The sequence below is a fragment of the Sphingobacterium sp. IITKGP-BTPF85 genome (assembly GCF_001006065.1).
GTDB lineage: Bacteria > Bacteroidota > Bacteroidia > Sphingobacteriales > Sphingobacteriaceae > Sphingobacterium > Sphingobacterium anhuiense.
This window is the reverse complement of sequence record NZ_ASZT02000095.1, coordinates 1-20,264: the sequence shown is the minus strand read 5'-3', so window position 1 is coordinate 20,264 and position 20,264 is coordinate 1. Positions and strand designations below refer to the sequence as shown.

Below are 20,264 nucleotides of genomic sequence, written 5' to 3'. Positions count from 1 at the left end.
CTTATCCCCCTGTTATACCTCTATTATATTCGAACAAGATCCCTACTTGCTTATAACATGATATCACCCTGCTAACAATGGTATATTTCTAACAATATGCCCGCATCACATCTTTTTCTAAATCAAAAACTGTTTATGGACATCGAACAAAAACTCCCTCCTATTAATGGTTGTATGAATAGGATGATTACCCAAGATTTCTACCAAAAACTTCTACTAAGAGGAATTTTCATTAGACCATCACTATACATTCATTTAAACATAGGTTGAAGGTATCGTAATACTAATTCATCTTAACTCTGCTCTCCTCAAAAAAGTAAGAACAATATTATACTCATATTTCCATAATACCGGGATAATGTAAAAACATCATTTATTCACATGTCCTTATTCATAAGGAAACATAGAGCTCCTTACTTTGAAAAAATGATTCATGATGATAAGAGTTGCTTTTTTTGCGGAGATAATGATTCCTGACTTTGACGGAGCTTCACGAACAATTTTTCAACTTGTCGACCGCATCGATAAAAAACGGTTTGAATTTTTGTTCATATATGGAACAGGGCCAGATCAAGTACAAGATTTCGAGTCCTTGAAAATACCATCTTTAAGCATCCCGATACAACAGAACTACAGTATGGCGATTCCAGCGCTAGCAGATCAACGCCTAAAAAAGAAACTCCAAGATTTTAATCCTGATATTATTCATATTGCTACACCTTCTGTTTTAGGTTTCTACGGGCAGAGATATGCATTAAAAAATCAAATACCAGTCATCAGCATCTACCATACACACTTTGTCAGCTATATTGACTACTATCTCAAGCATTTCACTTTTTTGGTTGGCCCTACAAAGAAGAGAATTATCCAGACACAGAATAAATTCTATAATAATTGTGATAAAATCTATATTCCAACAAATAGCATCGTTTCCGAACTTACAAAAATGGGCATTAACCCAAGCTTGATGCAGATCTGGAAACGTGGTATTGACAACAGTCTATTTTCTCCAGACAAAAAAGATCACAATTGGCTACAAGAAATAACAGGAAATAGGCATCCGACGATATTATTTGCCAGTAGGCTGGTTTGGGAGAAGAATTTAAAAACCTTGATCGCGATCTACAGCTTATTAAAGCAACAGAACATTCTTTTCAATTTTATAGTCGCGGGAGACGGTTCTGCGATGGACTCTTGTCGACAGCAGATGCCTGAAGCTATCTTTCTAGGCAAATTGAATCATCATGACCTTTCCAAGTTATATGCTTCTTCAACCTTATTTGTCTTTCCTTCCCATTCCGAGACTTATGGTAATGTCGTTATTGAAGCCATGGCATCTGCGTTACCTTGTGTTATTGCAGATGGCGGAGGTTCGGCAGATTTAATAACAGAAGGTTTAACAGGTTTTAAATGTAAACCGCAGGATGCGACAGCTTTTGTTAATCGCATTATATACTTACTAAAGGATAACAGATTAAGAAAGGAGATTGGAGATGCTGGATTACAATTCAGCAAATCAATAGACTGGAGCTCTTTAGCTAACATCTATTTTAAAGACTTAGAACAAATGAACAGAACCGCTAAAGATTCAATCATTAAATTTCAGGTTGGTTAATGCGTAAAAAGATTTTCAAAATTACAATTAGTCTTGTCGTACTCTCTTCATTGCTTGTCTTTATCAGTCACATTGATCTTAAGGCAGTATTAAAAGAAGTTACTAACATGGGGTGGAATCTCCTCTGGATCATTGTAATTACGGGTTTAGCATATTTATTGGCTACAGCGGGATGGCAAAATTGCTTCATCGAAAAACCGAACCGTACTTCCTTATGGCGGCTATTCTGCATCCGACATATCGGGGAAACAATAGGACTATTCAATCCCACTAGCATTATTGGGGGCGATTATATAAAAACAGTCTTGCTGAAACCGACGGGTACATCTGAACAAGAAATTTTAAATTCAGTTTTAATATCGCGTTTTTTGACCATTATCACGCAATTTTCATTATTTGGAATTTCTGGTTTTTGGTTTTTAATGAGCACTTTTAATCAAAATATTCCTAAACAGCTGCTAGCGGTACTGTGGATATTAGTGATTACATTTTTTGTATTCCACTGATTATTTTTATTATTCTCAAGAAATCCAAAGAACTAGAAGTGGCTTCTACGCTATCCTGGAAAGCACTCCGAAAACTAAGTATACGTATTCAGACTATCCTAAATGCGGTACTAACTTTTCATCAAAATCAGCCGTGCAAATGTTATCGTGCATATTTTTATTTTTTCTTACACTGGACTGTTGGTGCTTTGGAGCTTTTCCTCATCTTATACTTTTCAGGTATTACGATTCCGATTATCCTGAGTCAATTTATGGACATGGGTATTATTATTATCAAAAGCTTTGGCGCTTTTATTCCTGCTCAAATTGGGGTGGAGGAATTCGGGAATAAAATTTTACTGACCAGTGCTGGTATCTATACGGTTCAAATCTGGTTGATCATCGCTTTAATAAGACGTTCTAGACAAGTTTTTTGGATTGCATTTGGTTTTTTAGCTTATTTCGGAATTAAAAAAGGGGGGATACTATCCTAATATGGAAATTCTTTGTGTAAGTCATAAATTTCCGCCCACTATCGGAGGGATGGAAAAACAAAGCTTTGAGCTTATTAACGGATTGGCTCCCTATACAACTGTACATAAAATAGTTTATCAGGGGGATGAATCTATTATCAAATTTTTTCACCTTTTAAATAAGCGGATTCTAGCGTTGCTCTTATTACATCCTAATATAAAGGTTATTCATTTTAATGATGGTCTGATTGCGGCTTTGTCTTTAAGACATAAGGGTTATGAACAGTTAAAACGGGTGGTTACTGTTCACGGCCTTGATGTGGTTTTTCCTTTAGCCTATTTTCAACGTAAAATTATCCCTCAATTCAACAAATTTGACAAAATAATAGCTGTAAGTACTGCTACAAGGGAGGCTTCCATCAATCGTGGTATTCATCCCGATAAGATTGAAGTGATTCAAAATGGTGTAGACCATAGTCTTGTCTTGGATAACACTGTGGCTATTGAACCTGTCTTAACGAAATATGGAATTGCTACAAAGGCCGAGCATCTCATCATCGCCCTAGGCAGACCTGTGAAACGAAAAGGCATTTCCTGGTTTATTAAACATGTGCTACCTCAACTTCCATCAGATTATAAGCTGATCTTAATAGGTCCTTTTTCTCCAACCGCAACAAAGAAAGAGAAATTGCTTTATGCTCTCCCATCTTCTCTACGGCATCTAACGATGTTGTTCTTAGGATTTCCATCCGATCAAAAAGCTATACGTCATTATTTACTGGATCCTAATTTCAAAGATCGGTTACAACATATCGGAAAAATTCCTACGACTGATTTGCAATGCTTGTTACGCCACGCGGGATTATTCATTATGCCTAACATCAAAGTCGCAGGCGATATGGAGGGTTTTGGTTTGGTTTGCCTGGAAGCTAGTATCTGTGGGGCGACTGTATTTGCTTCGGATATTGAAGGGATCAGTGATGCGATCATTCATCAGAAGAATGGAATTCTCATACCTCCTGAGCAGGAGATCTGTTGGATTTCGGAAATTAAAAATACGCTTGAGCATCCTTCGCTTCTCAAGAACAGAAGCGAAGAATTTCAAGCGTATTCTTTAGGACATTATAGCTGGGATAAAATGGTAAGGGCTTATTTTAATTTGTTTCAAAGCCTAATTGCACATTCTTAATGTTTCTTTTAGCTCCTCCCCCCTTCCTATTGTAGAAGAAAGCTGAGATATTGAGATATATGGTTTCAGATTTCCCTTCATGTTTATATTTCAAAGTAAACCATCGATCAATACCTCAAGTCCTCGAGCAAATTAAAAGGCACTAATTCCTGTAATATCGTTACCTGTTATCAACAGGTGAATATCATGGGTTCCTTCGTAGGTTATCACAGATTCTAAGTTCATCATGTGGCGCATCATCGGAAAATCTCCTACAATTCCCATGGCCCCTAATATCTGTCTTGATTCTCTAGCGATTTCTAATGCCATGTGTACATTATTACGTTTTGCCATTGAAATCTGTGCTGGGGTTGCTTTTCCTTCATTTTTCAGTACGCCTAAGCGCCACGACAATAATTGAGCTTTTGTAATCTCTGTGAGGAATTCTGCTAATTTCTTTTGTTGTAATTGATAGGATGCGATCGGTTTTCCGAACTGTTCTCGTTCTAATGCATATTTGACTGCAGTTTGGTAACAGTCTATTGCAGCTCCGATTGCTCCCCAAGATATTCCATATCGCGCGGAGTTCAAGCATGAAAAAGGTCCACGGAGCGAATTTACTTCGGGAAGAATATTTTCTGCGGGAATTGCTACGTTTTGAAAGATCAGCTCTCCGGTTTTGGAAGCACGTAGTGACCATTTGTTTAGTGTTTCAGGAGTGGAGAAGCCATCCATACCTCGTTCTACTATGCACCCTCTTATTTTATCTTGTTCATCTCGTGCCCACACTATTGCTATATCACATATCGGGGCATTGGTAATCCACATCTTTGCTCCATTAAGGATATATTGGCCGTCTTTTTTTAACAAACGGGTTTCCATAGCTGCTGGGTCTGAACCATGGTTCGGTTCTGTTAAACCGAAACTACCGATATATTCTCCTAAGGCCAGCTTGGGAAGGTATTGTTTTTTTTGTTCTTCACTTCCAAATGTAAAAATGGGATACATGACTAATGATGACTGTACGGAAGCTGCTGACCGGATGGCAGAGTCTCCTGCTTCTAGCTCTTGCATAATAATACCATAAGCGATATGATCTAATCCTGCACCACCATATTCTACTGGTATATAAGGCCCCAAAGCTCCAATAGCTCCTAATTTTAACATCAGATTGGGAATATCCTCATGATGTTGAGCGGCATGGTCTATAACTGGCTTTATTTCCGTAGTGACAAAATCACGAATGGATTGTCGGATGAGCTTATTTTCATCAGACAATAGCGCATCTATATTAAAATAATCACATGTTGAATTCATATCTGTCATAATTTAATATCTAAATATAGCCAATATTTAGAATATAATTCATTATATTTAAAATATAAACGAATAATATAAACCATTATGATAAAACAAGAATTAAAAGAATTGGGCATTCTAGCGACCAATTTGGGTTCTTCTACGGGACAAAATTGGTTTGCAACTGGTGCGGATATTACTTCCACTTCTCCCGTTGATGGTCAGGTAATTGCTACAGTGACTTGCTCTTCCCATAATGATTATAAAGATATCTGCGCTCAGGCGAAAAAAGCATATGCGATCTGGCGCCTTGTTCCTGCTCCGCAAAGAGGTGAAGTGATTCGGTTATTCGGGGATAAATTAAGGTCATTAAAACCTACGCTCGGAAAGCTTGTTTCTTATGAAATGGGAAAATCACTACAGGAAGGCATGGGCGAGGTGCAAGAAATGATTGATATCTGTGATTTTGCAGTTGGTTTATCCCGTCAGCTTTATGGTTCAACGATTCATTCGGAACGTCCCTCCCATCGTATGTACGATCAATATCATCCTTTAGGTGTTGTTGGTGTTATTTCTGCATTCAACTTTCCTGTGGCTGTTTGGGCATGGAATACAGCACTAGCATTGGTATGTGGAGATGTTGTGATCTGGAAACCGAGTGAAAAAACTCCTTTATGTGCCATAGCTTGTCAACAGATTTTGGCGGGGATATTAAAACAGAAAGAATTACCAGAAGGCATCTCTAATTTGATAATTGGAGATAAGACTGTGGGTGAATGGTTAGTACATGATACTAATATTCCTTTAATATCTGCTACAGGCTCAACTGCAATGGGAAAAACAGTAGCACAACATGTTGCTGCTCGCCTTGGCAGGTCTATTTTAGAACTTGGCGGAAATAATGCGATCATTATTACACCGGATGCGGACTTGAAGATGACGACGATTGGTGCTGTATTCGGCGCTGTAGGTACGGCCGGTCAGCGCTGTACTTCAACGCGTAGATTAATCATTCATGAAAGTGTATATGAACAAGTCAAAGCATCATTGATAAAAGCATATGCTCAACTACAGATCGGAGATCCTCTACTTCCAGAAAATCATGTAGGTCCACTGATCGATCAAAAGGCAGTCGCACATTATTTAGATGCCCTATCTGAAATTGAGAAACAAGGGGGTAAGCTGATTGTCACCGGTGGTTTACTCACTGGAAAGGGATTTGAAAGTGGTTGTTACGTAAAACCTGCGATTGCTGAAGTGGAAAACCATTATGATATAGTTCAACAGGAGACTTTTGCTCCAATTCTTTATTTAATAAAATATCAAGGTGATGTGATGGAGCAATCGCTATCCAAAATGATGTGAAACAAGGGCTGTCTTCGGCTATTATGACTAATAATCTGCGCGAGGCGGAATTATTCCTCAGTGCACAAGGATCAGATTGTGGAATTGCTAATATCAACATCGGAACATCGGGGGCAGAGATCGGTGGTGCTTTTGGAGGTGAAAAAGAAACTGGTGGTGGACGCGAATCTGGTTCGGATGCCTGGAAAGCCTATATGCGGAGACAAACCAATACCATTAATTACAGCACCGAACTTCCTTTGGCACAAGGAATAACCTTTAACCTTTAAATGACAACGACATGAGTACAGTTCACGAAATATTATCTAAACATTTGCTCGCAGATGGTTTTCCAATTGTGATGGATATAGAAAAATCACATGGCTCTTATCTAGTCGATCAAAATGGAGATGCTTATCTGGATTTATTCAGCATGTTTGCATCTGTTGCTATTGGTTATAACCATCCCTATCTCCTAAAGCATCAAGATTTTTTAGGTAAAATGGCGATTAACAAACCTGCTTTATCGGATATTTACCCCAAAGAATTTGCTGATTTTATGCAAGTATTCGAACGCGTAGCGCTACCAAAGGAACTGCAGTATTGTTTTTTTATTGCAGGAGGAACTTTAGCCGTGGAAAACACTTTAAAAGTTGCTTTTGACTGGAAGACACGTTTAAATTTTGCTTCAGGAATTGAAAAGGAAGCTTCTCAGGTCATTCATTTCAAAGAGGCATTTCATGGGAGATCTGGTTATACACTTTCGTTGACCAATACGAAGGATCCTAGAAAACACATGTATTTCCCTAAATTTAACTGGCCGCGTATCAGCAATCCAAAACTAACATTCCCGATCACGGAAATTGTTTTAAACGCAGTTATTGAAAAAGAAAAAACAGCCATTCGAGAAATCAGAAATGCACTTGACAATCATCCGAATGATATCGCCTGTATTATTATAGAACCAATTCAGGCAGAAGGGGGAGACAATCACTTCAGAAAAGAATTTCTACAGGCTCTGCGCGATATCTGTGATGAGCATGATATTTTATTGATTTTTGATGAGGTACAAACTGGAATTGGCTTAACAGGATCGATGTGGGCCTATCAAACGATTGGAGTTGTTCCCGATTTAATCGCATTTGGAAAGAAGACTCAGGTCTGTGGTTTGCTTGCCAACAAAGAAAAGTTTGACCGCGTAGAAAAACACGTTTTTAAAGAATCATCCCGTATCAATTCGACTTTTGGAGGTGATTTTACAGATATGATGCGCTTTAAACTTATTTTAGAAGTGATAGAGCAGGAAAAATTAATTGAACAGATCCCTAAGAAGGGTGAACATTTTATTCAAAAACTGGAAGCTTTAGCAAGTAAGCATGGACAAATAAGCAATATAAGAGGAAAAGGATTGTTTATCGCTTTTGATTTTCCCAATGAGCAGGAAAGAGACAAGTTTATTAAGAACGCTTTTGCACAGAGACTGATTTTACTGGGCTGTGGAGAAAGGACGATTCGTTTTAGACCGCATCTGAATATTCAGATGAACGAAATCAATGAAGCATTTACGATCATGGAAGGGATCTTATAGCATCTTATTTGTAAAGATTCCCTATTTCAAATGAATCTCGTTACATTTGCCTTTATTATCAAGATAAAATATGGATGCAAGTAAATTAGCGTTGGTTCAATTGGTGACTATTATCCATTTTGTATTAATGGCCATCGCATTATTCAGATTATTTAGGCTCAAAGATGTAACCGGGGGCTTTGTTATACTATCAATATTGGGCATGTGCGTTCCTATACTAGGTCCCTTTGGGCTTATCTTGATTGTAAACAAGAAGAAAAAAGAGATCGATCTAGCAGATACTAAGAAAAGAAGCTCTCCTGTACAAAAAAAGAAAAAAGCCCGTAAATAATATTTAAGGGCTTTTTTTATTTATCCAAGTGGTAGCTCAATTGCTTCACGTGGAACGAAATTTCCGCTATCATCCGTTATGAAACTCATCGGGCTATCCGGATCCTTAATAATCTCAAATAAAATGAAACCCCAAGGTTTCCAGAAATTTTCCAATACCTGACCGTAAACCTTTACCTGCCAGTGATCAAAAATGGGCTTCATGGACATATCTGCCAAAGGCATCGGTTCGACATATATCATTTTTGGGGTATTGAGATAGGTATATTCTGGAAGACGGTTGAAGAGGTATACAGAATAAAAATAACGTGCTGCTATTTCTTCAAATTGAACTGGGTGCAGTGTTTTTCCTTCTACCATTTTTAAAACATCTTCATGGTAGATATTATTCGTTGCATTATCTTGTAAACAGGCAACAATTCCAAAGTCATTCATTCTCAAAGAAAAAATCAGGGTATTGATTTCATCGCGATAATTAAACGTTTCCGCAGGATTATCTACTTTACTGATAAAAATTGAAAATGGATTGGTTCCTTCAAATTCCATTGGTTGCAGTAAGGACTGCAACATCGCATGCAAGTTTTTGAACTTCTGAACGAGTACCTGAGAGAAATTCATCTCTTCGCCTGTTAAGGTCTGTTGGCGAATACCGGTCTGAATTTCATTAAATACAACACCATACAGTATTTTAGACATCCACTGAAATAGTGTGATCTGCGGTAATTCGCTTACAGCATCAAAACCTAGTGCAAATGCACGTTCTACCTCAGATTCCATTTTTTCAATTACCAATGCGGCCTCTACGGAACAAGGAAGTTTTAGACTTTTATAAGTGACGAGAGACTCGTCTAACATCTTAAAAGGTTTTTCTTCTAAATCAAAGGCACGCATCATCCATACTGGAAAAACCTGAATTTGTTCGTCCACAGATGAAAGCTCCTTCCCTGTCAAGAAACAGGTTTGGTTATCAAACTTAAATGTTTTAAATGGATTGTATAGTGATGTTGACATATAGGGCACAAAGGTACACGTTTTATAAAAAGTAAAGTCATCACAAAATAAACTTTGGATTCAATTTATATTATTTTATTTTCAATAATTACTGAAAGTACAAAAACTATTATTACATTTGAATAGAGAAAGAAATAATCCTGGACAAAAATGAAATTAGAAGAAGCAAAACAACAATTTATAGATACTTGGGGGGCATTAGGTACAGAATGGGGAATTAATAAATCTGTTGCTCAAGTACATGCCCTACTGCTCGCATCTAGTAATCCACTTTCAACTGATGAAATAATGGAAAAACTAGTCATCTCCCGAGGAAATGCGAACATGAGTATTCGACAGCTAGTTGATTACGGTGTTGTTTATAAAAAGCATATTGCAGGAGATCGAAAAGAATACTTTATTGCTGAAAAGGAAGTACTAAAATGGGCAATGAAAATTGCAATCATGCGCAAACAAAAAGAATTAGATCCTGTCATGGACATTCTGAAACAAATTAGTGCATCCACTGAAAAAGAAACTTCAGATGATGGAAAAGAATTCCACAAGACAGTGAAAGATATACAAGTACTAACTGACCAATTAGAAACGATTGCAAATAAGTTATTTAATACCAACAGAGGTGATTTATTAATTAAATTATTAAAATTAATGATGTAGCGACATGAATTATAATATAATAGCCTATGGCATATATGGTTTATTGACCATTTACATTATTCTTTTTGTGGGAAAACTTTTTCATAAAAATGGTAGAATCTTCATCATATTTCTTTCCGGAAATAAAGAAAAAACAGCTGATACTACAAATGATATATTATTGATAGGTTATTATTTATTCAACATCGGTTATGCCATTTTACAATTTAGTTACTGGAACCAGTTAACAAGTTTTAATGAATTATTAACAAGTATAGCAATGAAAATGGGCATCTTAATCTTACTACTTGCCGGAATGCATTACATCAATATCCTTGTCATCTATATTTTATCAAAAAATAACACAAATTCTTTAACCATCAAACAATAAAGTCATGGAAAATTTAACAGTTCTCGGTTATCTTATTTACTTACCTATTGCTATAGGATTGACGTATTATGTTGCATATACGCTATTTAAAAACAGTATCGTGTATATGAATGATATTTTTGAGGGTAGACCTGAAGTTGCCAAGGCGACTAATAATCTTTTTCGCATCGGTTTTTACCTGATGAACTTAGGATTTGCACTTTACATTTTAGAAATCACCATGTTTAAACCATCTACGCAAGAATTAATTGAAAGACTAAGCTATAAAATTGGTGGTTTTAGTATTTATTTGGGAATTATGCTTTTTGTGAACATGTTCTTATTCTTTAGAGGAAAACGTATTGCAAAACAAAGTAAAAGCACATTACCTAGTAACTTGCAAGAATCTTAAAAAAATAAAAAAGGGCATCTCTTGTGGAGATACCCTTTTTTATTGAGATAAACGATTTACGCTACTCCTACCTTAAAATTTTCAAAAGTCAAAACAGCATCTACTGTATTTCCCTCTTTTGTCTTCACGCCTTTTAAAGTTGATGTCTTTCCTTTTTCAAGCAGGTTTTTCATCTCTTTTTCTTCCAGCATAATGCCATTCAAGGTGCGCCATATTTTGAAATCACACCCTCTTGCATAATGGTCACATTGTGCGACTTTATCAAATAACTGAATTTGCCCTGCTGCACATTTTGGACATTTTATCTTTCCTTTCTGCAACGGTTTGATTTCTTCATGGGCAATAGAAATTCTTAATTGCAACAGTTCTTTTGTAATGCGTTCGGTGTAGTCTTTGATATGCTTCATAAAGACCTCATACGAAACTTTATTGGCCCGCATTTCTTCCAGTTTCTGTTCCCATTTACCCGTTAGCGTTACTTTGGCTATGGAGCGGTCTTTGACCAGGTTATAGACGGTCAACCCTTTATCTGTGGGAATGAGTTTCTTTTTATCGCGCTTAATATAATCTCTTTGAAACAAGGTTTCAATAGTTGCTGCCCGCGTAGCTGGAGTTCCCAACCCACAGTCTTTCATAGCCTGACGCATTTCATCGTCATCGATTTCTTTTCCCGAAGTTTCCATTGCTTTTAACAATGATGCTTCAGTGTGTATCGGCTTTGCTTGGTAAATCTTTCGGATAGTTCTAACGATAAGATTTCCAATAACTCTTCTGCTGTCAATTTAGGTAATTGGGCATTTTCATTATCTTGATCTTCGGTATTTTTATCTTCATCAGGTAGTTCAACTTGATCTGCTGATAGGCGCCACCCATACTGCTTGATAACTGTTCCTTTTGCAATTAATTCGACACCTCCTGCATTGATCACAACCGTGGTAATATCTTTTAAACAGACATCGGAAAAACTTTCTACCATACGTTTAGCAATCATATTGTAGATATTGCGCTGTTCCTGAAGCAAAGCTCCTGGCTTTTCATCTGTCACTAACAGTGCGTGGTGATCAGTTACCTTCTTCTCGTCTACAGATCTTTTATTGAGTTTTGCTCCGATTAGATTACGTGAAATCGTCGCTATACCTTCTTCTGCTGTATCTGCTAAATGTTGAAATAATGCTTCAATCTGTTCGAATACATCTTCTCCAATATAACGAGAACCTGTACGGGGATAGGTGATGACTTTTTTCTCATAAAGTGTCTGTGCTATATTTAAGGTCTGATCGGCAGAATATCCGTATTTCTTATTGGCATCCTGCTGTAGGGAAGTCAAATCAAATAATAACGGCGGTTGTTCTTTCGTTTCTTTTGCTTCAACTTTAGTTACTGTGGCCTCCGAGCCAATGGTAATCTTAGCAATAGCTTCTTCTGCAACATCCTTTTTATCTATTTTTTCGGAAGTAGCTTTGAATTTGATATTCTCTTTTTCAAAACCGGCCTGAATTTTATAGAAAGTCTGGGGTTTGAAATCTTTGTTTTCTAAATATCGAGAACAAATCATGGCCAATGTAGGAGTCTGTACTCGACCAAGTGATAACAAACCTCTATTACCAGCGGCTAAGGTGATAGCCTGTGTGGCATTGATACCGATTAACCAATCGGATTCTGAACGGGAACGTGCTGACATATATAAACTGTCATACTCTGTTCCTTCTTTGAGATTTGCAAATCCTTCTTTAATTGCTTTGTCCGTTTGCGAGGAAATCCACAAGCGTTTAAAAGGAACTTTTGCTCCAAGGTAGTAGTAAATATTTCGAAAGATCAATTCTCCTTCTCGCCCAGCATCGGTTGCGACGATTACTTCTTCTGCTTTATCTAACAAATACTTAATCGTATTCAATTGCTTTAGTGCACCAGCATCATCAATTTGCTTGCCATCACGCTTTAACTTTTTTGATTCCAGTTTAAATTCTGTGGGAATAATGGGCAAATTTGCGATTGACCAATTATGAAATCCGTAAGCTTGTGGTGTACACAGTTGAACCAAATGCCCAAAAGCATAGGTGAAAGCATATCCATTTCCTGAAATGTAACCATCATTGGTTTCTTTTGCACCCATAACTCGGGCCAAATCTCGTGCAACAGATGGTTTTTCGGCAATAACGACTTTCATATTTTTTATTTAGATAAAATACACGATCGCGAAAAGGTGTCTTTTCACAATCCCGAAATTTTTAATATTGTATATTCTTAAGCTTAATCTATTGAAGGAATAATCATACCTGTTATCTTGCGATATAGATCGATGGCATAGACATCAGTCATTCCTGACACAAAATCCAAAACGGCTCTAATTTTAGAATAAGAATCTTCTTGGTCTGTATAAAATTGATGTGGAATTAGTGCTACTAATTTTTCATCGTAACTATTTTTATTCTTTTTTAGATAAGCTGGAACGAACTCGGCCAAGAGCGCGTTCATCACTTTATAGCCCGCTACCTCAATCTGCACAACCGTAGGCGCGTTATAAATCTTCGCTACTGATATTTTATTAATTCTTTTGAGATGTGCTACGATATCAGCGTCTAGAGCATCCATCAGTGCAGATGGAAAAGTACCTTTTAAAAGTTGTTCCTGCTCATTATAAAATACATCAACACATGCTTTTGTCAACGTATTGATTGCTTTTGCTCGTAACAGTGCTACTCGGCTGGCGGTATCGTAAAGAGAATCCAAACGGGCTCTAAGATCTTCTCCTCCACATAGTGGTAATAGTAAATCTTCAACTTCGGGATAAGATAAAATTTTTAAATGATGTGCGTCTTCTAAATCGATAATATTATAGCAAATATCATCTGCGGCCTCTACGAGATAGACTAATGGATGCCGTAAATACCCCTTAGGATTCGTTGGGTCTTCCAACAGTCCTAACTCTCCAGCTATCGTTTCGAAGGTTTCTCTTTCCGATGCAAAGTATCCATATTTTTTCCGGTGGTGATTTTTCTTAATATGACCATCAATCGCGGCACAAGGATATTTAACAATTGACGCTAAAGATGTATAGGTTAAAGCAAATCCTTTATCATCTTTTCCGTTGAAAGGATGTGTCAGTATTCGCAATGCATTGGCATTACCTTCGAAATGTGTCAGATCTGCCCATTCTTCCTTCGTTACCTGTTCTTGGTATTTACGACCATCACCCTCTGTAAAATAAGTCGAAATGGCAGCTTCACCGGAATGTCCAAATGCCGGATTTCCCAGATCATGAGAGAGACATGCGGCAGATACCATATTCCCGACTTCTTGTAGATAGGGATATAATTCATCAATCTCTGAATCTGCGTCTTTCATCTTTGTGTAAAACAACGTCCCAATGATCTTCCGACGCTAGCTACTTCTAGACTATGGGTAAGTCTATTGTGAACAAATACTGCTCCTGGCAACGGGAATACCTGCGTTTTATTCTGCAATCTTCTAAATGGAGAAGAAAAAATCAATCTATCGTAATCACGTTGAAATTCTGAACGTGCTATTAAATGACTATCACTGACACGATGTTCATACCCCCAGCGTTTAGCGGATAGTAATTGTTTCCAATTCATACTTGTATTTACAGACATATTGCAAATATACATTTTTTGATTTTCTAAGTGCGGTGGCTTTTTCGAAATTGATTTTTTATAAATAGCAAGAATCGTTTTTTAAAAAGTTTATAATCTTTATCTTTAACAAGGAATCAAAACAACCATCATCATGAGTAACTATCATTTGCCGTCTATCCATACTTTTACCAGCACTGTTAACGAGAAGAACACGCACCTTATTATTTTAAAAAATACGCGCGGGATGCAGGTTGCCCTTAGTGATTATGGTGCTCGAATAGTCAGTATCCTTGTCCCTGACAACAAAGGGAAACTTACTGATGTTGCTTTGGGTTTTAGCAATATTGGTCTTTACTATCGCGCTGATGAACAATATCACGGTGTCACAGCAGGAAGATTTGCAAATCGTATCGCAAATGGAAGGTTTGAATTAAATGGTAAAGAGTATCAGCTTCCTATAAATAATGGCATCAATTGTTTACACGGTGGACCTGAGGGTTTTCATAAAAAAATATGGGATCGTCGTGTGAGTTATGAATCACAGGCTGAATTTTACCTCGTTTCTAAAGATGGCGAAGAAGGGTTTCCTGGAAATTTGAATGTTTCGGTTACATATACGTTAACAAATGACAATGAAATCATTATCAAATACAGAGCAGACAGCGATGAGGATACCGTGATCAATTTGACCAATCATACTTATTTCAATCTAAATGGAGAGGGATCTGGAGATATTCTAAGTCATCAGTTAAAAATAAACTCCGATACTTACCTTGCTGTCGATGAGAACCAAATTCCGATTGCAACAGTTCCGGTAGAAGGAACGCCCTTCAACTTTAAAGAATTTAAATCCATTGCGCAGGATATTACTGCTAACGACGAACAGCTGATTGCTGCCAAAGGATATGATCATTGTTTTGTCAACAACAGCCCTATTTCTACAGCTTGCGCTACGGCATACGCTCCGAAATCGGGTATACGCTTAGATGTTTTTACTACTGAACCAGGGGTACAATTGTATACAGGCAACTGGATGACGGGAAATGACACCGGTAAATCTGGAAATGTTTATCTGCCCTATGCAGGTTTCTGTTTAGAAACACAACATTTTCCGGATAGTCCTAATCAATCGGACTTTCCTTCAACAGTTTTAAAAGCGGGAGAAGAATTTATATCGGAAACTCATTTTAAATTCTCTCTTGAAAAATAGCATGAATTGGTTAGAAAGTTAGATTACTTTTACACTAACTTTCTAACCGACTAATTGGTTACTATTTCACCAACTGGCTCAAAGCATTTTCCACTTTGTCAAATCCAAATGCGGCGATTACTTCTTTAAACATACGTTGTATCTGATCATTACCTAAATTACCGATACTTCCTTCATGGGTATGGTTCACTTCTTTTGATGGCTGGAATTCTCCTGCATCAATCGCAATACCAATATTTTTATAGGCTTCACGGAAAGGAACACCTTTTAGAACTTCATTATTGACAACTTCAACTGAGAATAGATAATCGTATTTTGGATCATCTAAAACATCTTTTTTCACTGAAATATGTTCTAGCATAAACGTTGCAATTTCTAAACAATCATTCAATGACTTAAATGCAGGGAAAAGGTTTTCTTTTAGCAATTGTAAATCACGGTGATATCCAGAAGGAAGATTAGTTGTCATCAATGCGATCTCATTGGGTAATGCTTGAATTTTGTTGCAACGTGAACGGATCAATTCAAAAACATCAGGGTTCTTCTTATGTGGCATAATACTAGAGCCTGTTGTTAAATGTGCAGGGAATGAAATGAAACCAAAATTTTGATTGATGTATAGGGTGACATCCATGGCAAATTTTGCTAAAGTAGCCGCGATGGAACTCATCGCCTGTGCTAAGATACGTTCTGTCTTACCTCTGCCCATTTGTGCATAGACTACATTATAATTTAAATCATCAAATCCCAATAGATTTGTTGTCATTGTCCGATTTAAAGGAAAAGAAGATCCGTAGCCAGCAGCAGATCCTAAAGGATTTTTATTACATACTTTCCATGCTGCTTTCATCAATTCCAAATCATCGACTAAACTTTCCGCATATGCTCCGAACCACAATCCAAATGAGGATGGCATAGCGATCTGCAAATGTGTATAACCTGGAATCAGGATATCTTTATATTGTTCACTTAATTTAATCAGTTGCTGAAAGAAAATCTCTGTATTACCGACCATGTTTTGGATTTCGGTTCTGAAATACAGTTTCAAATCTACGAGTACCTGATCATTTCTTGAGCGTCCGGAATGAATTTTCTTTCCTGCTTCTCCGATCCGCTGTGTTAATAACATCTCTACTTGTGAGTGTACGTCTTCAACAGAATCCTCTATTTCAAATTCTCCGGCACTAATTTCTTGATAAATATTTTTCAGTTCCTGCTGTACAATAGCAAGGTCTTCATCGGTCATCAAGTTGATACTATTCAGCATACGAGTATGGGCCAAAGATCCCAAAACATCAGCGGCTGCTAACTGCAAATCCATCACTCGATCATTACCTACAGTAAAAGATTCGACAAATGAATCAACATCTATATTTTTTTGCCAGATTTTCATTTTTTTAGTACGCTATTTATATACTTGACAAAAATACCATTTGAAAACAAATAAAACAATTGAAGTTCAGCTCATACTATGGATCGATGTGACAATTGATCGAATTCGATCGATTGTTTTACAGTAATGTGGATGTGATTTTATATTAAATAAAAATATTTTTATGTTAAATGTTTGTTAAAACTCAGCAAACAGCGATAGTGAGTGAGCGATTACTTTGTTTTTAATTCACCCATTGTGACAACAATTTAATTTTTATATGTTTGTATCATAAGGGAGAGTGAAATATAAAAATATACGTTTTAAAGTTAGCAAACACTTACTTTTAAAACCGTAAAAAAACCAAACTATGATAGACCATAACGTCTCTAAACTTTAAGAAATTGAACCCTAACTAATTATAAACCAAAATTATACAGGCATATCCCTCCAAGATATGCCTTTATTCTTTTTTATATTTATCTTTGTACCTATAATAGGGTGAATTTTCACGAAACAAAAACTAAAACGATGGGAACAGAAAGCAAAAGACAACAACGTTTTGCAGGTGTATTACAGCAAGACTTAGCTGAATTACTGCAACGCGAAGGTAATAGTTGGGCTCCTGGGGCATTTATTACGGTTACGCGTGTACGTGTAACACCGGACTTAGCTATAGCAAGAGTTTATTTAAGTTTTTTAAATACCGAAACAGCTCCTGAGGATTTAAAAGCAATCCGCACTAAAACAACAGAAATTCGCTACAAATTAGGCTCTAAAATTAAAAATCAAGTTCGGATTGTTCCACAACTGGATTTCTTCTTGGATGACACCAATGAATATGTAGAGCATATGGATAAAATATTTGAAGAAATTAGTAAAGAAACGAGACAACCAGATTAAACAATCTGGTTTTTTTGTCTATTTTTAAAAATGGTTTTCAACTTAGATCCTGATAGTATTAGCTTTCCACATCCTGAACTTGCTGATGAAGATGGTTTACTGGCAGTTGGTGGTGATTTGAGTGCGGATAGACTGATCTTAGCCTACGAGAATGGTATATTTCCTTGGTTTAGCGAAGATTCTCCTATACTTTGGTATGCTCCACATGAACGGTTTGTCATCTTTCCAGAGCATCTAAAAATCAGCAAAAGTATGCTTCAAATCTTAAAAACTGATAAATTTTCGATTACTGTCGACAAGGCTTTCACCGAAGTCATCCACAGCTGTGCTAAGATTGAACGTAAAGATCAAGACGGAACCTGGATTACTTCTGATATGATCGATGCTTATCAGGAACTACATCGGATAAATTATGCGCATTCCATAGAAGTGTGGGAGAATGAAAAATTAGTAGGTGGTTTATATGGTATTTATATCAATCAGGTGTTTTGTGGTGAAAGTATGTTTTCCACCGTATCTAATGCTTCAAAAGCTGCTCTCATATATTTAACTACTCATTTCAACTTGAAATTTGTAGATTGTCAATTCCATACGCCACATTTGGCTTCTATGGGCGGTACAAGTATTTCGCAACAAGAATATCTGTCTATATTAAAAGAACAAAATGCAAACACCTTATAAATCTTACTTTGATATCCCTGAGGACGTTTCTTATTTAACTACACCAGGTTCCGGCTTAATTCCCATCTCATCTAAAGAATGGCGTCTGAAAAGAGATGCTGATTTTTTTCAACAGCAACAGATCTGCGTGAAAAACAGGGTGAATTTAATCTCGCGGTAAAAAAGAGTATCGGAAAGTTCTTCACAACTGCTATTCACAATGTTTATAACACCGCTAATTTTTCAACAGGATTCAATGCTTTGTTGGACCGCTTGCCAAAGGATTCAAAAATTTTATTGTTTGAAGGAGACTATCCTTCTGTTAATTTTCCTGTCATTTCTAGGGGTTTTGAACATGTGACAACCCCTGTTGATGAAAAGTTGGAAGAGCATATTACCCATGCTATTAAAAAACACGAACCGACTGTTTTTATATTTAGTATCGTGCAATACATTTCTGGTATCAAAATCAATCTCGAATTTATTAAACAATTGAAAGAGAAATTTCCGGAATTGCTTATAATTGGTGATGGTACTCAGTTTTTGGGAACTGAAGTTTTTAACTTCTCCCAGTCGGGATTTGATGTTGTTGGTGCCAGTGGTTATAAATGGCTTTTAGGTGGTTATGGCAACGGCTTCCTTCTTGTTAGTGATTATGGAAAACAGATCTTGTTTCCAAACTTGGCCACACAAAACGTCGAAATTGACAAAATGTGGGCAGGAAAAGGTATCGATCAACTTTATTTTGAGCCTGGACATCTAGATACTTTATCTCACGGAACATTACAAAAGGGTCTGGAGTTTTTGTCCGAACTCGGATTGGAACACACAGCTGCTTATACGCAACAATTAGTAAAGCTTGCCAAACAGGAATTGGGTAAACGGAAAATATTAACCGAAGTGGCTATTAACAGAGTTGAAACAAGTACAATCTTTAATTTGCAGATTGATCAAGGGCACTTTAATATATTAATGGAAAACAATATCAAATGCTTTCCACGTGGTAATGGTATAAGAATCGGATTTCATCTTTATAATGATGAAACAGATTTAGAAAAATTATTAAGAATTATTGATACTAAAATTTTAAAATAACATGGGTTTCAAAATAGGCGATTTAGTACGGTTTGTAGATGAACCAATAGAGGGACATATCACCTCCTTTCAATCCAATGACCTCATCGGTGTAACAGATGATACTGGATTTGAAATACCTGTACAGGCAAGTAAATTGACTTTAGTGCATGGAAATATGCGCCGTGATGATGACGAGCTTAATGAGCAAGCTGAAGAAATACCTTCAAAATTTATTGAGAAGGGTATCTTACTGGCAATTTCTGGTGATCATAAAGATGGATTAGCGAAATTGCATCTCGTGAATCAGACTTCTTATGAATTATTGGTTAGCATTGCGGATACCAATGTCAATAAGGCTAAAGGCATATTTGCTGAAAAAATCAGTAAACATGATTCTGTTCAATTCTACTCTGGAAATTTTGCTACTGTGGGTAAATGGCCAACATTCCGTTTTCAGATTATCAGACATGCCAATAGTTTACAAGCGATCCAAAATCCAATTGTAAAAGAACAGCGTGTACGTCCTGTCGATTTAACGAATCCAAAGGAGATCAACGATATCCTTGGCGAAAAAGTATGGATATATGAACTGGATAAAGAAGAAGAGGATTTAGGCTTAGATAAACTGAAGTCTCATTTTTTTTTCACATACGTCCGAATAAAATTAAGCTTGGTAAAATTTCCAAGCTTATTTTTTATTCTTCAATCTGTTTAA

20 protein-coding genes and 2 pseudogenes are annotated in these 20,264 nt (G+C 36.7%); 16 read left to right on the top strand and 6 right to left on the bottom strand.

Annotation, left to right across the window (positions count from 1 at the left end; translation table 11 throughout):
• The first annotated feature begins 433 nt into the window (after nt 1–433).
• The 4 genes from L950_RS17085 to L950_RS17070 are packed head-to-tail and all read left to right on the top strand — an operon-like array spanning nt 434 to nt 3,762.
• Nucleotides 434–1,615: a glycosyltransferase gene (locus L950_RS17085; RefSeq protein ID WP_021190593.1), complete on the top strand. Its 1,182-nt coding sequence runs from the start codon at nt 434–436 to the stop codon at nt 1,613–1,615.
• Complete coding sequence (locus L950_RS17080) at nt 1,615–2,121, top strand: lysylphosphatidylglycerol synthase domain-containing protein (RefSeq protein WP_021190592.1); 507 nt, start codon at nt 1,615–1,617, stop codon at nt 2,119–2,121. The genes L950_RS17085 and L950_RS17080 overlap by 1 nt, the downstream gene beginning before the upstream one ends.
• Nucleotides 2,085–2,594, top strand: a complete 510-nt coding sequence (locus L950_RS17075; RefSeq protein WP_021190591.1) for a hypothetical protein — start codon at nt 2,085–2,087, stop codon at nt 2,592–2,594. Before L950_RS17080 ends, L950_RS17075 begins: the two co-directional genes overlap by 37 nt.
• 49 nt (nt 2,595–2,643) lie before the next feature.
• Nucleotides 2,644–3,762, top strand: coding sequence for a glycosyltransferase family 4 protein (locus tag L950_RS17070; RefSeq protein ID WP_021190590.1), 1,119 nt, complete (start codon nt 2,644–2,646; stop codon nt 3,760–3,762).
• A 132-nt stretch (nt 3,763–3,894) separates the two neighbouring features.
• Here the strand turns inward: L950_RS17070 and L950_RS17065 are convergent, their stop codons facing one another.
• Entirely contained in the window at nt 3,895–5,067 is a 1,173-nt protein-coding gene (locus L950_RS17065) for an acyl-CoA dehydrogenase family protein (protein ID WP_021190589.1), read from the bottom strand.
• Nucleotides 5,068–5,145: 78 nt separating this feature from the next.
• Between L950_RS17065 and L950_RS17060 the strand changes: the two are divergent.
• From L950_RS17060 to L950_RS17050, 3 genes and pseudogenes are all read left to right on the top strand, one after another.
• A pseudogene (locus L950_RS17060) lies at nt 5,146–6,674 on the top strand (aldehyde dehydrogenase family protein).
• A gap of 11 nt (nt 6,675–6,685) precedes the next feature.
• The gene (gene lat, locus L950_RS17055; protein WP_021190587.1) at nt 6,686–7,972 is read left to right on the top strand and encodes an L-lysine 6-transaminase; all 1,287 of its coding nucleotides are present in this window, start codon (nt 6,686–6,688) and stop codon (nt 7,970–7,972) included.
• 70 nt (nt 7,973–8,042) lie between these two features.
• Complete coding sequence (locus L950_RS17050; protein WP_021190586.1) at nt 8,043–8,303, top strand: hypothetical protein; 261 nt, start codon at nt 8,043–8,045, stop codon at nt 8,301–8,303.
• Between the two features lie 20 nt (nt 8,304–8,323).
• Here L950_RS17050 and L950_RS17045 read toward each other — a convergent pair whose 3' ends face one another.
• Nucleotides 8,324–9,313, bottom strand: coding sequence for a hypothetical protein (locus L950_RS17045; protein ID WP_021190585.1), 990 nt, complete (start codon nt 9,311–9,313; stop codon nt 8,324–8,326).
• Nucleotides 9,314–9,463: 150 nt separating this feature from the next.
• Here L950_RS17045 and L950_RS17040 point away from each other — a divergent pair, with 150 nt between their 5' ends.
• The 3 genes from L950_RS17040 to L950_RS17030 are packed head-to-tail and all read left to right on the top strand — an operon-like array spanning nt 9,464 to nt 10,731.
• Entirely contained in the window at nt 9,464–9,970 is a 507-nt protein-coding gene (locus L950_RS17040; RefSeq protein ID WP_021190584.1) for a GbsR/MarR family transcriptional regulator, read from the top strand.
• A gap of 4 nt (nt 9,971–9,974) precedes the next feature.
• Nucleotides 9,975–10,340: a hypothetical protein gene (locus L950_RS17035; protein WP_021190583.1), complete on the top strand. Its 366-nt coding sequence runs from the start codon at nt 9,975–9,977 to the stop codon at nt 10,338–10,340.
• A 4-nt stretch (nt 10,341–10,344) separates the two neighbouring features.
• Nucleotides 10,345–10,731 carry a hypothetical protein gene (locus L950_RS17030; RefSeq protein WP_021190582.1) on the top strand — a complete coding sequence of 129 codons (387 nt, stop codon included), beginning with the start codon at nt 10,345–10,347 and terminating at the stop codon, nt 10,729–10,731.
• 56 nt (nt 10,732–10,787) lie between these two features.
• Here L950_RS17030 and L950_RS35660 read toward each other — a convergent pair whose 3' ends face one another.
• The 3 genes and pseudogenes from L950_RS35660 to L950_RS17015 all read right to left on the bottom strand — a co-directional run bounded on the left by L950_RS35660 (nt 10,788) and on the right by L950_RS17015 (nt 14,345).
• Nucleotides 10,788–11,414: a DNA topoisomerase gene (locus tag L950_RS35660; RefSeq protein ID WP_262507122.1), complete on the bottom strand. Its 627-nt coding sequence runs from the start codon at nt 11,412–11,414 to the stop codon at nt 10,788–10,790.
• Nucleotides 11,415–11,419: 5 nt separating this feature from the next.
• Nucleotides 11,420–12,898, bottom strand: coding sequence for a DNA topoisomerase (locus L950_RS26830; protein ID WP_262507121.1), 1,479 nt, complete (start codon nt 12,896–12,898; stop codon nt 11,420–11,422).
• Nucleotides 12,899–12,981: 83 nt separating this feature from the next.
• Nucleotides 12,982–14,345 (bottom strand): annotated as a pseudogene (locus L950_RS17015) (deoxyguanosinetriphosphate triphosphohydrolase).
• A gap of 133 nt (nt 14,346–14,478) precedes the next feature.
• Between L950_RS17015 and L950_RS17010 the strand changes: the two are divergent.
• Complete coding sequence (locus tag L950_RS17010) at nt 14,479–15,537, top strand: aldose epimerase family protein (protein ID WP_031288629.1); 1,059 nt, start codon at nt 14,479–14,481, stop codon at nt 15,535–15,537.
• Nucleotides 15,538–15,598: 61 nt separating this feature from the next.
• On the opposite strand, the gene argH is transcribed toward L950_RS17010, so the two are convergent.
• Nucleotides 15,599–16,930, bottom strand: coding sequence for an argininosuccinate lyase (gene argH, locus L950_RS17005; protein ID WP_021190579.1), 1,332 nt, complete (start codon nt 16,928–16,930; stop codon nt 15,599–15,601).
• Between the two features lie 510 nt (nt 16,931–17,440).
• Between argH and rbfA the strand changes: the two genes are divergently transcribed.
• The 5 genes from rbfA to L950_RS16985 all read left to right on the top strand — a co-directional run bounded on the left by rbfA (nt 17,441) and on the right by L950_RS16985 (nt 20,264).
• Complete coding sequence (gene rbfA, locus L950_RS17000; RefSeq protein WP_031288628.1) at nt 17,441–17,812, top strand: 30S ribosome-binding factor RbfA; 372 nt, start codon at nt 17,441–17,443, stop codon at nt 17,810–17,812.
• A gap of 30 nt (nt 17,813–17,842) precedes the next feature.
• Nucleotides 17,843–18,493 (top strand): leucyl/phenylalanyl-tRNA--protein transferase, encoded by a 651-nt coding sequence (gene aat, locus L950_RS16995; RefSeq protein WP_021190577.1) that lies wholly within the window; start codon nt 17,843–17,845, stop codon nt 18,491–18,493.
• Nucleotides 18,477–18,653 carry a hypothetical protein gene (locus tag L950_RS33670; protein WP_021190576.1) on the top strand — a complete coding sequence of 59 codons (177 nt, stop codon included), beginning with the start codon at nt 18,477–18,479 and terminating at the stop codon, nt 18,651–18,653. Before aat ends, L950_RS33670 begins: the two co-directional genes overlap by 17 nt.
• Before the next feature lie 80 nt (nt 18,654–18,733).
• Nucleotides 18,734–19,567, top strand: a complete 834-nt coding sequence (locus tag L950_RS16990; RefSeq protein WP_021190575.1) for an aminotransferase class V-fold PLP-dependent enzyme — start codon at nt 18,734–18,736, stop codon at nt 19,565–19,567.
• Between the two features lies 1 nt (nt 19,568).
• Nucleotides 19,569–20,264 (top strand): hypothetical protein, encoded by a 696-nt coding sequence (locus tag L950_RS16985; protein WP_021190574.1) that lies wholly within the window; start codon nt 19,569–19,571, stop codon nt 20,262–20,264.

Excerpts from the sequence above, each read along its gene's own strand:
- L950_RS17085 (WP_021190593.1), top strand. The coding sequence starts at position 434 with ATGATGATAAGAGTTGCTTTTTTTGCGGAGATAATGATTCCTGACTTT.
- L950_RS17080 (WP_021190592.1), top strand. The coding sequence starts at position 1,615 with ATGCGTAAAAAGATTTTCAAAATTACAATTAGTCTTGTCGTACTCTCT.
- L950_RS17070 (WP_021190590.1), top strand. The coding sequence starts at position 2,644 with ATGGAAAAACAAAGCTTTGAGCTTATTAACGGATTGGCTCCCTATACA.
- L950_RS17065 (WP_021190589.1), bottom strand. The coding sequence starts at position 5,067 with ATGACAGATATGAATTCAACATGTGATTATTTTAATATAGATGCGCTA.
- lat (WP_021190587.1), top strand. The coding sequence starts at position 6,686 with ATGAGTACAGTTCACGAAATATTATCTAAACATTTGCTCGCAGATGGT.
- L950_RS17050 (WP_021190586.1), top strand. The coding sequence starts at position 8,043 with ATGGATGCAAGTAAATTAGCGTTGGTTCAATTGGTGACTATTATCCAT.
- L950_RS17045 (WP_021190585.1), bottom strand. The coding sequence starts at position 9,313 with ATGTCAACATCACTATACAATCCATTTAAAACATTTAAGTTTGATAAC.
- L950_RS17040 (WP_021190584.1), top strand. The coding sequence starts at position 9,464 with ATGAAATTAGAAGAAGCAAAACAACAATTTATAGATACTTGGGGGGCA.
- L950_RS17035 (WP_021190583.1), top strand. The coding sequence starts at position 9,975 with ATGAATTATAATATAATAGCCTATGGCATATATGGTTTATTGACCATT.
- L950_RS17030 (WP_021190582.1), top strand. The coding sequence starts at position 10,345 with ATGGAAAATTTAACAGTTCTCGGTTATCTTATTTACTTACCTATTGCT.
- L950_RS35660 (WP_262507122.1), bottom strand. The coding sequence starts at position 11,414 with ATGGAAACTTCGGGAAAAGAAATCGATGACGATGAAATGCGTCAGGCT.
- L950_RS26830 (WP_262507121.1), bottom strand. The coding sequence starts at position 12,898 with ATGAAAGTCGTTATTGCCGAAAAACCATCTGTTGCACGAGATTTGGCC.
- L950_RS17010 (WP_031288629.1), top strand. The coding sequence starts at position 14,479 with ATGAGTAACTATCATTTGCCGTCTATCCATACTTTTACCAGCACTGTT.
- argH (WP_021190579.1), bottom strand. The coding sequence starts at position 16,930 with ATGAAAATCTGGCAAAAAAATATAGATGTTGATTCATTTGTCGAATCT.
- rbfA (WP_031288628.1), top strand. The coding sequence starts at position 17,441 with ATGGGAACAGAAAGCAAAAGACAACAACGTTTTGCAGGTGTATTACAG.
- aat (WP_021190577.1), top strand. The coding sequence starts at position 17,843 with ATGGTTTTCAACTTAGATCCTGATAGTATTAGCTTTCCACATCCTGAA.
- L950_RS33670 (WP_021190576.1), top strand. The coding sequence starts at position 18,477 with ATGCAAACACCTTATAAATCTTACTTTGATATCCCTGAGGACGTTTCT.
- L950_RS16985 (WP_021190574.1), top strand. The coding sequence starts at position 19,569 with ATGGGTTTCAAAATAGGCGATTTAGTACGGTTTGTAGATGAACCAATA.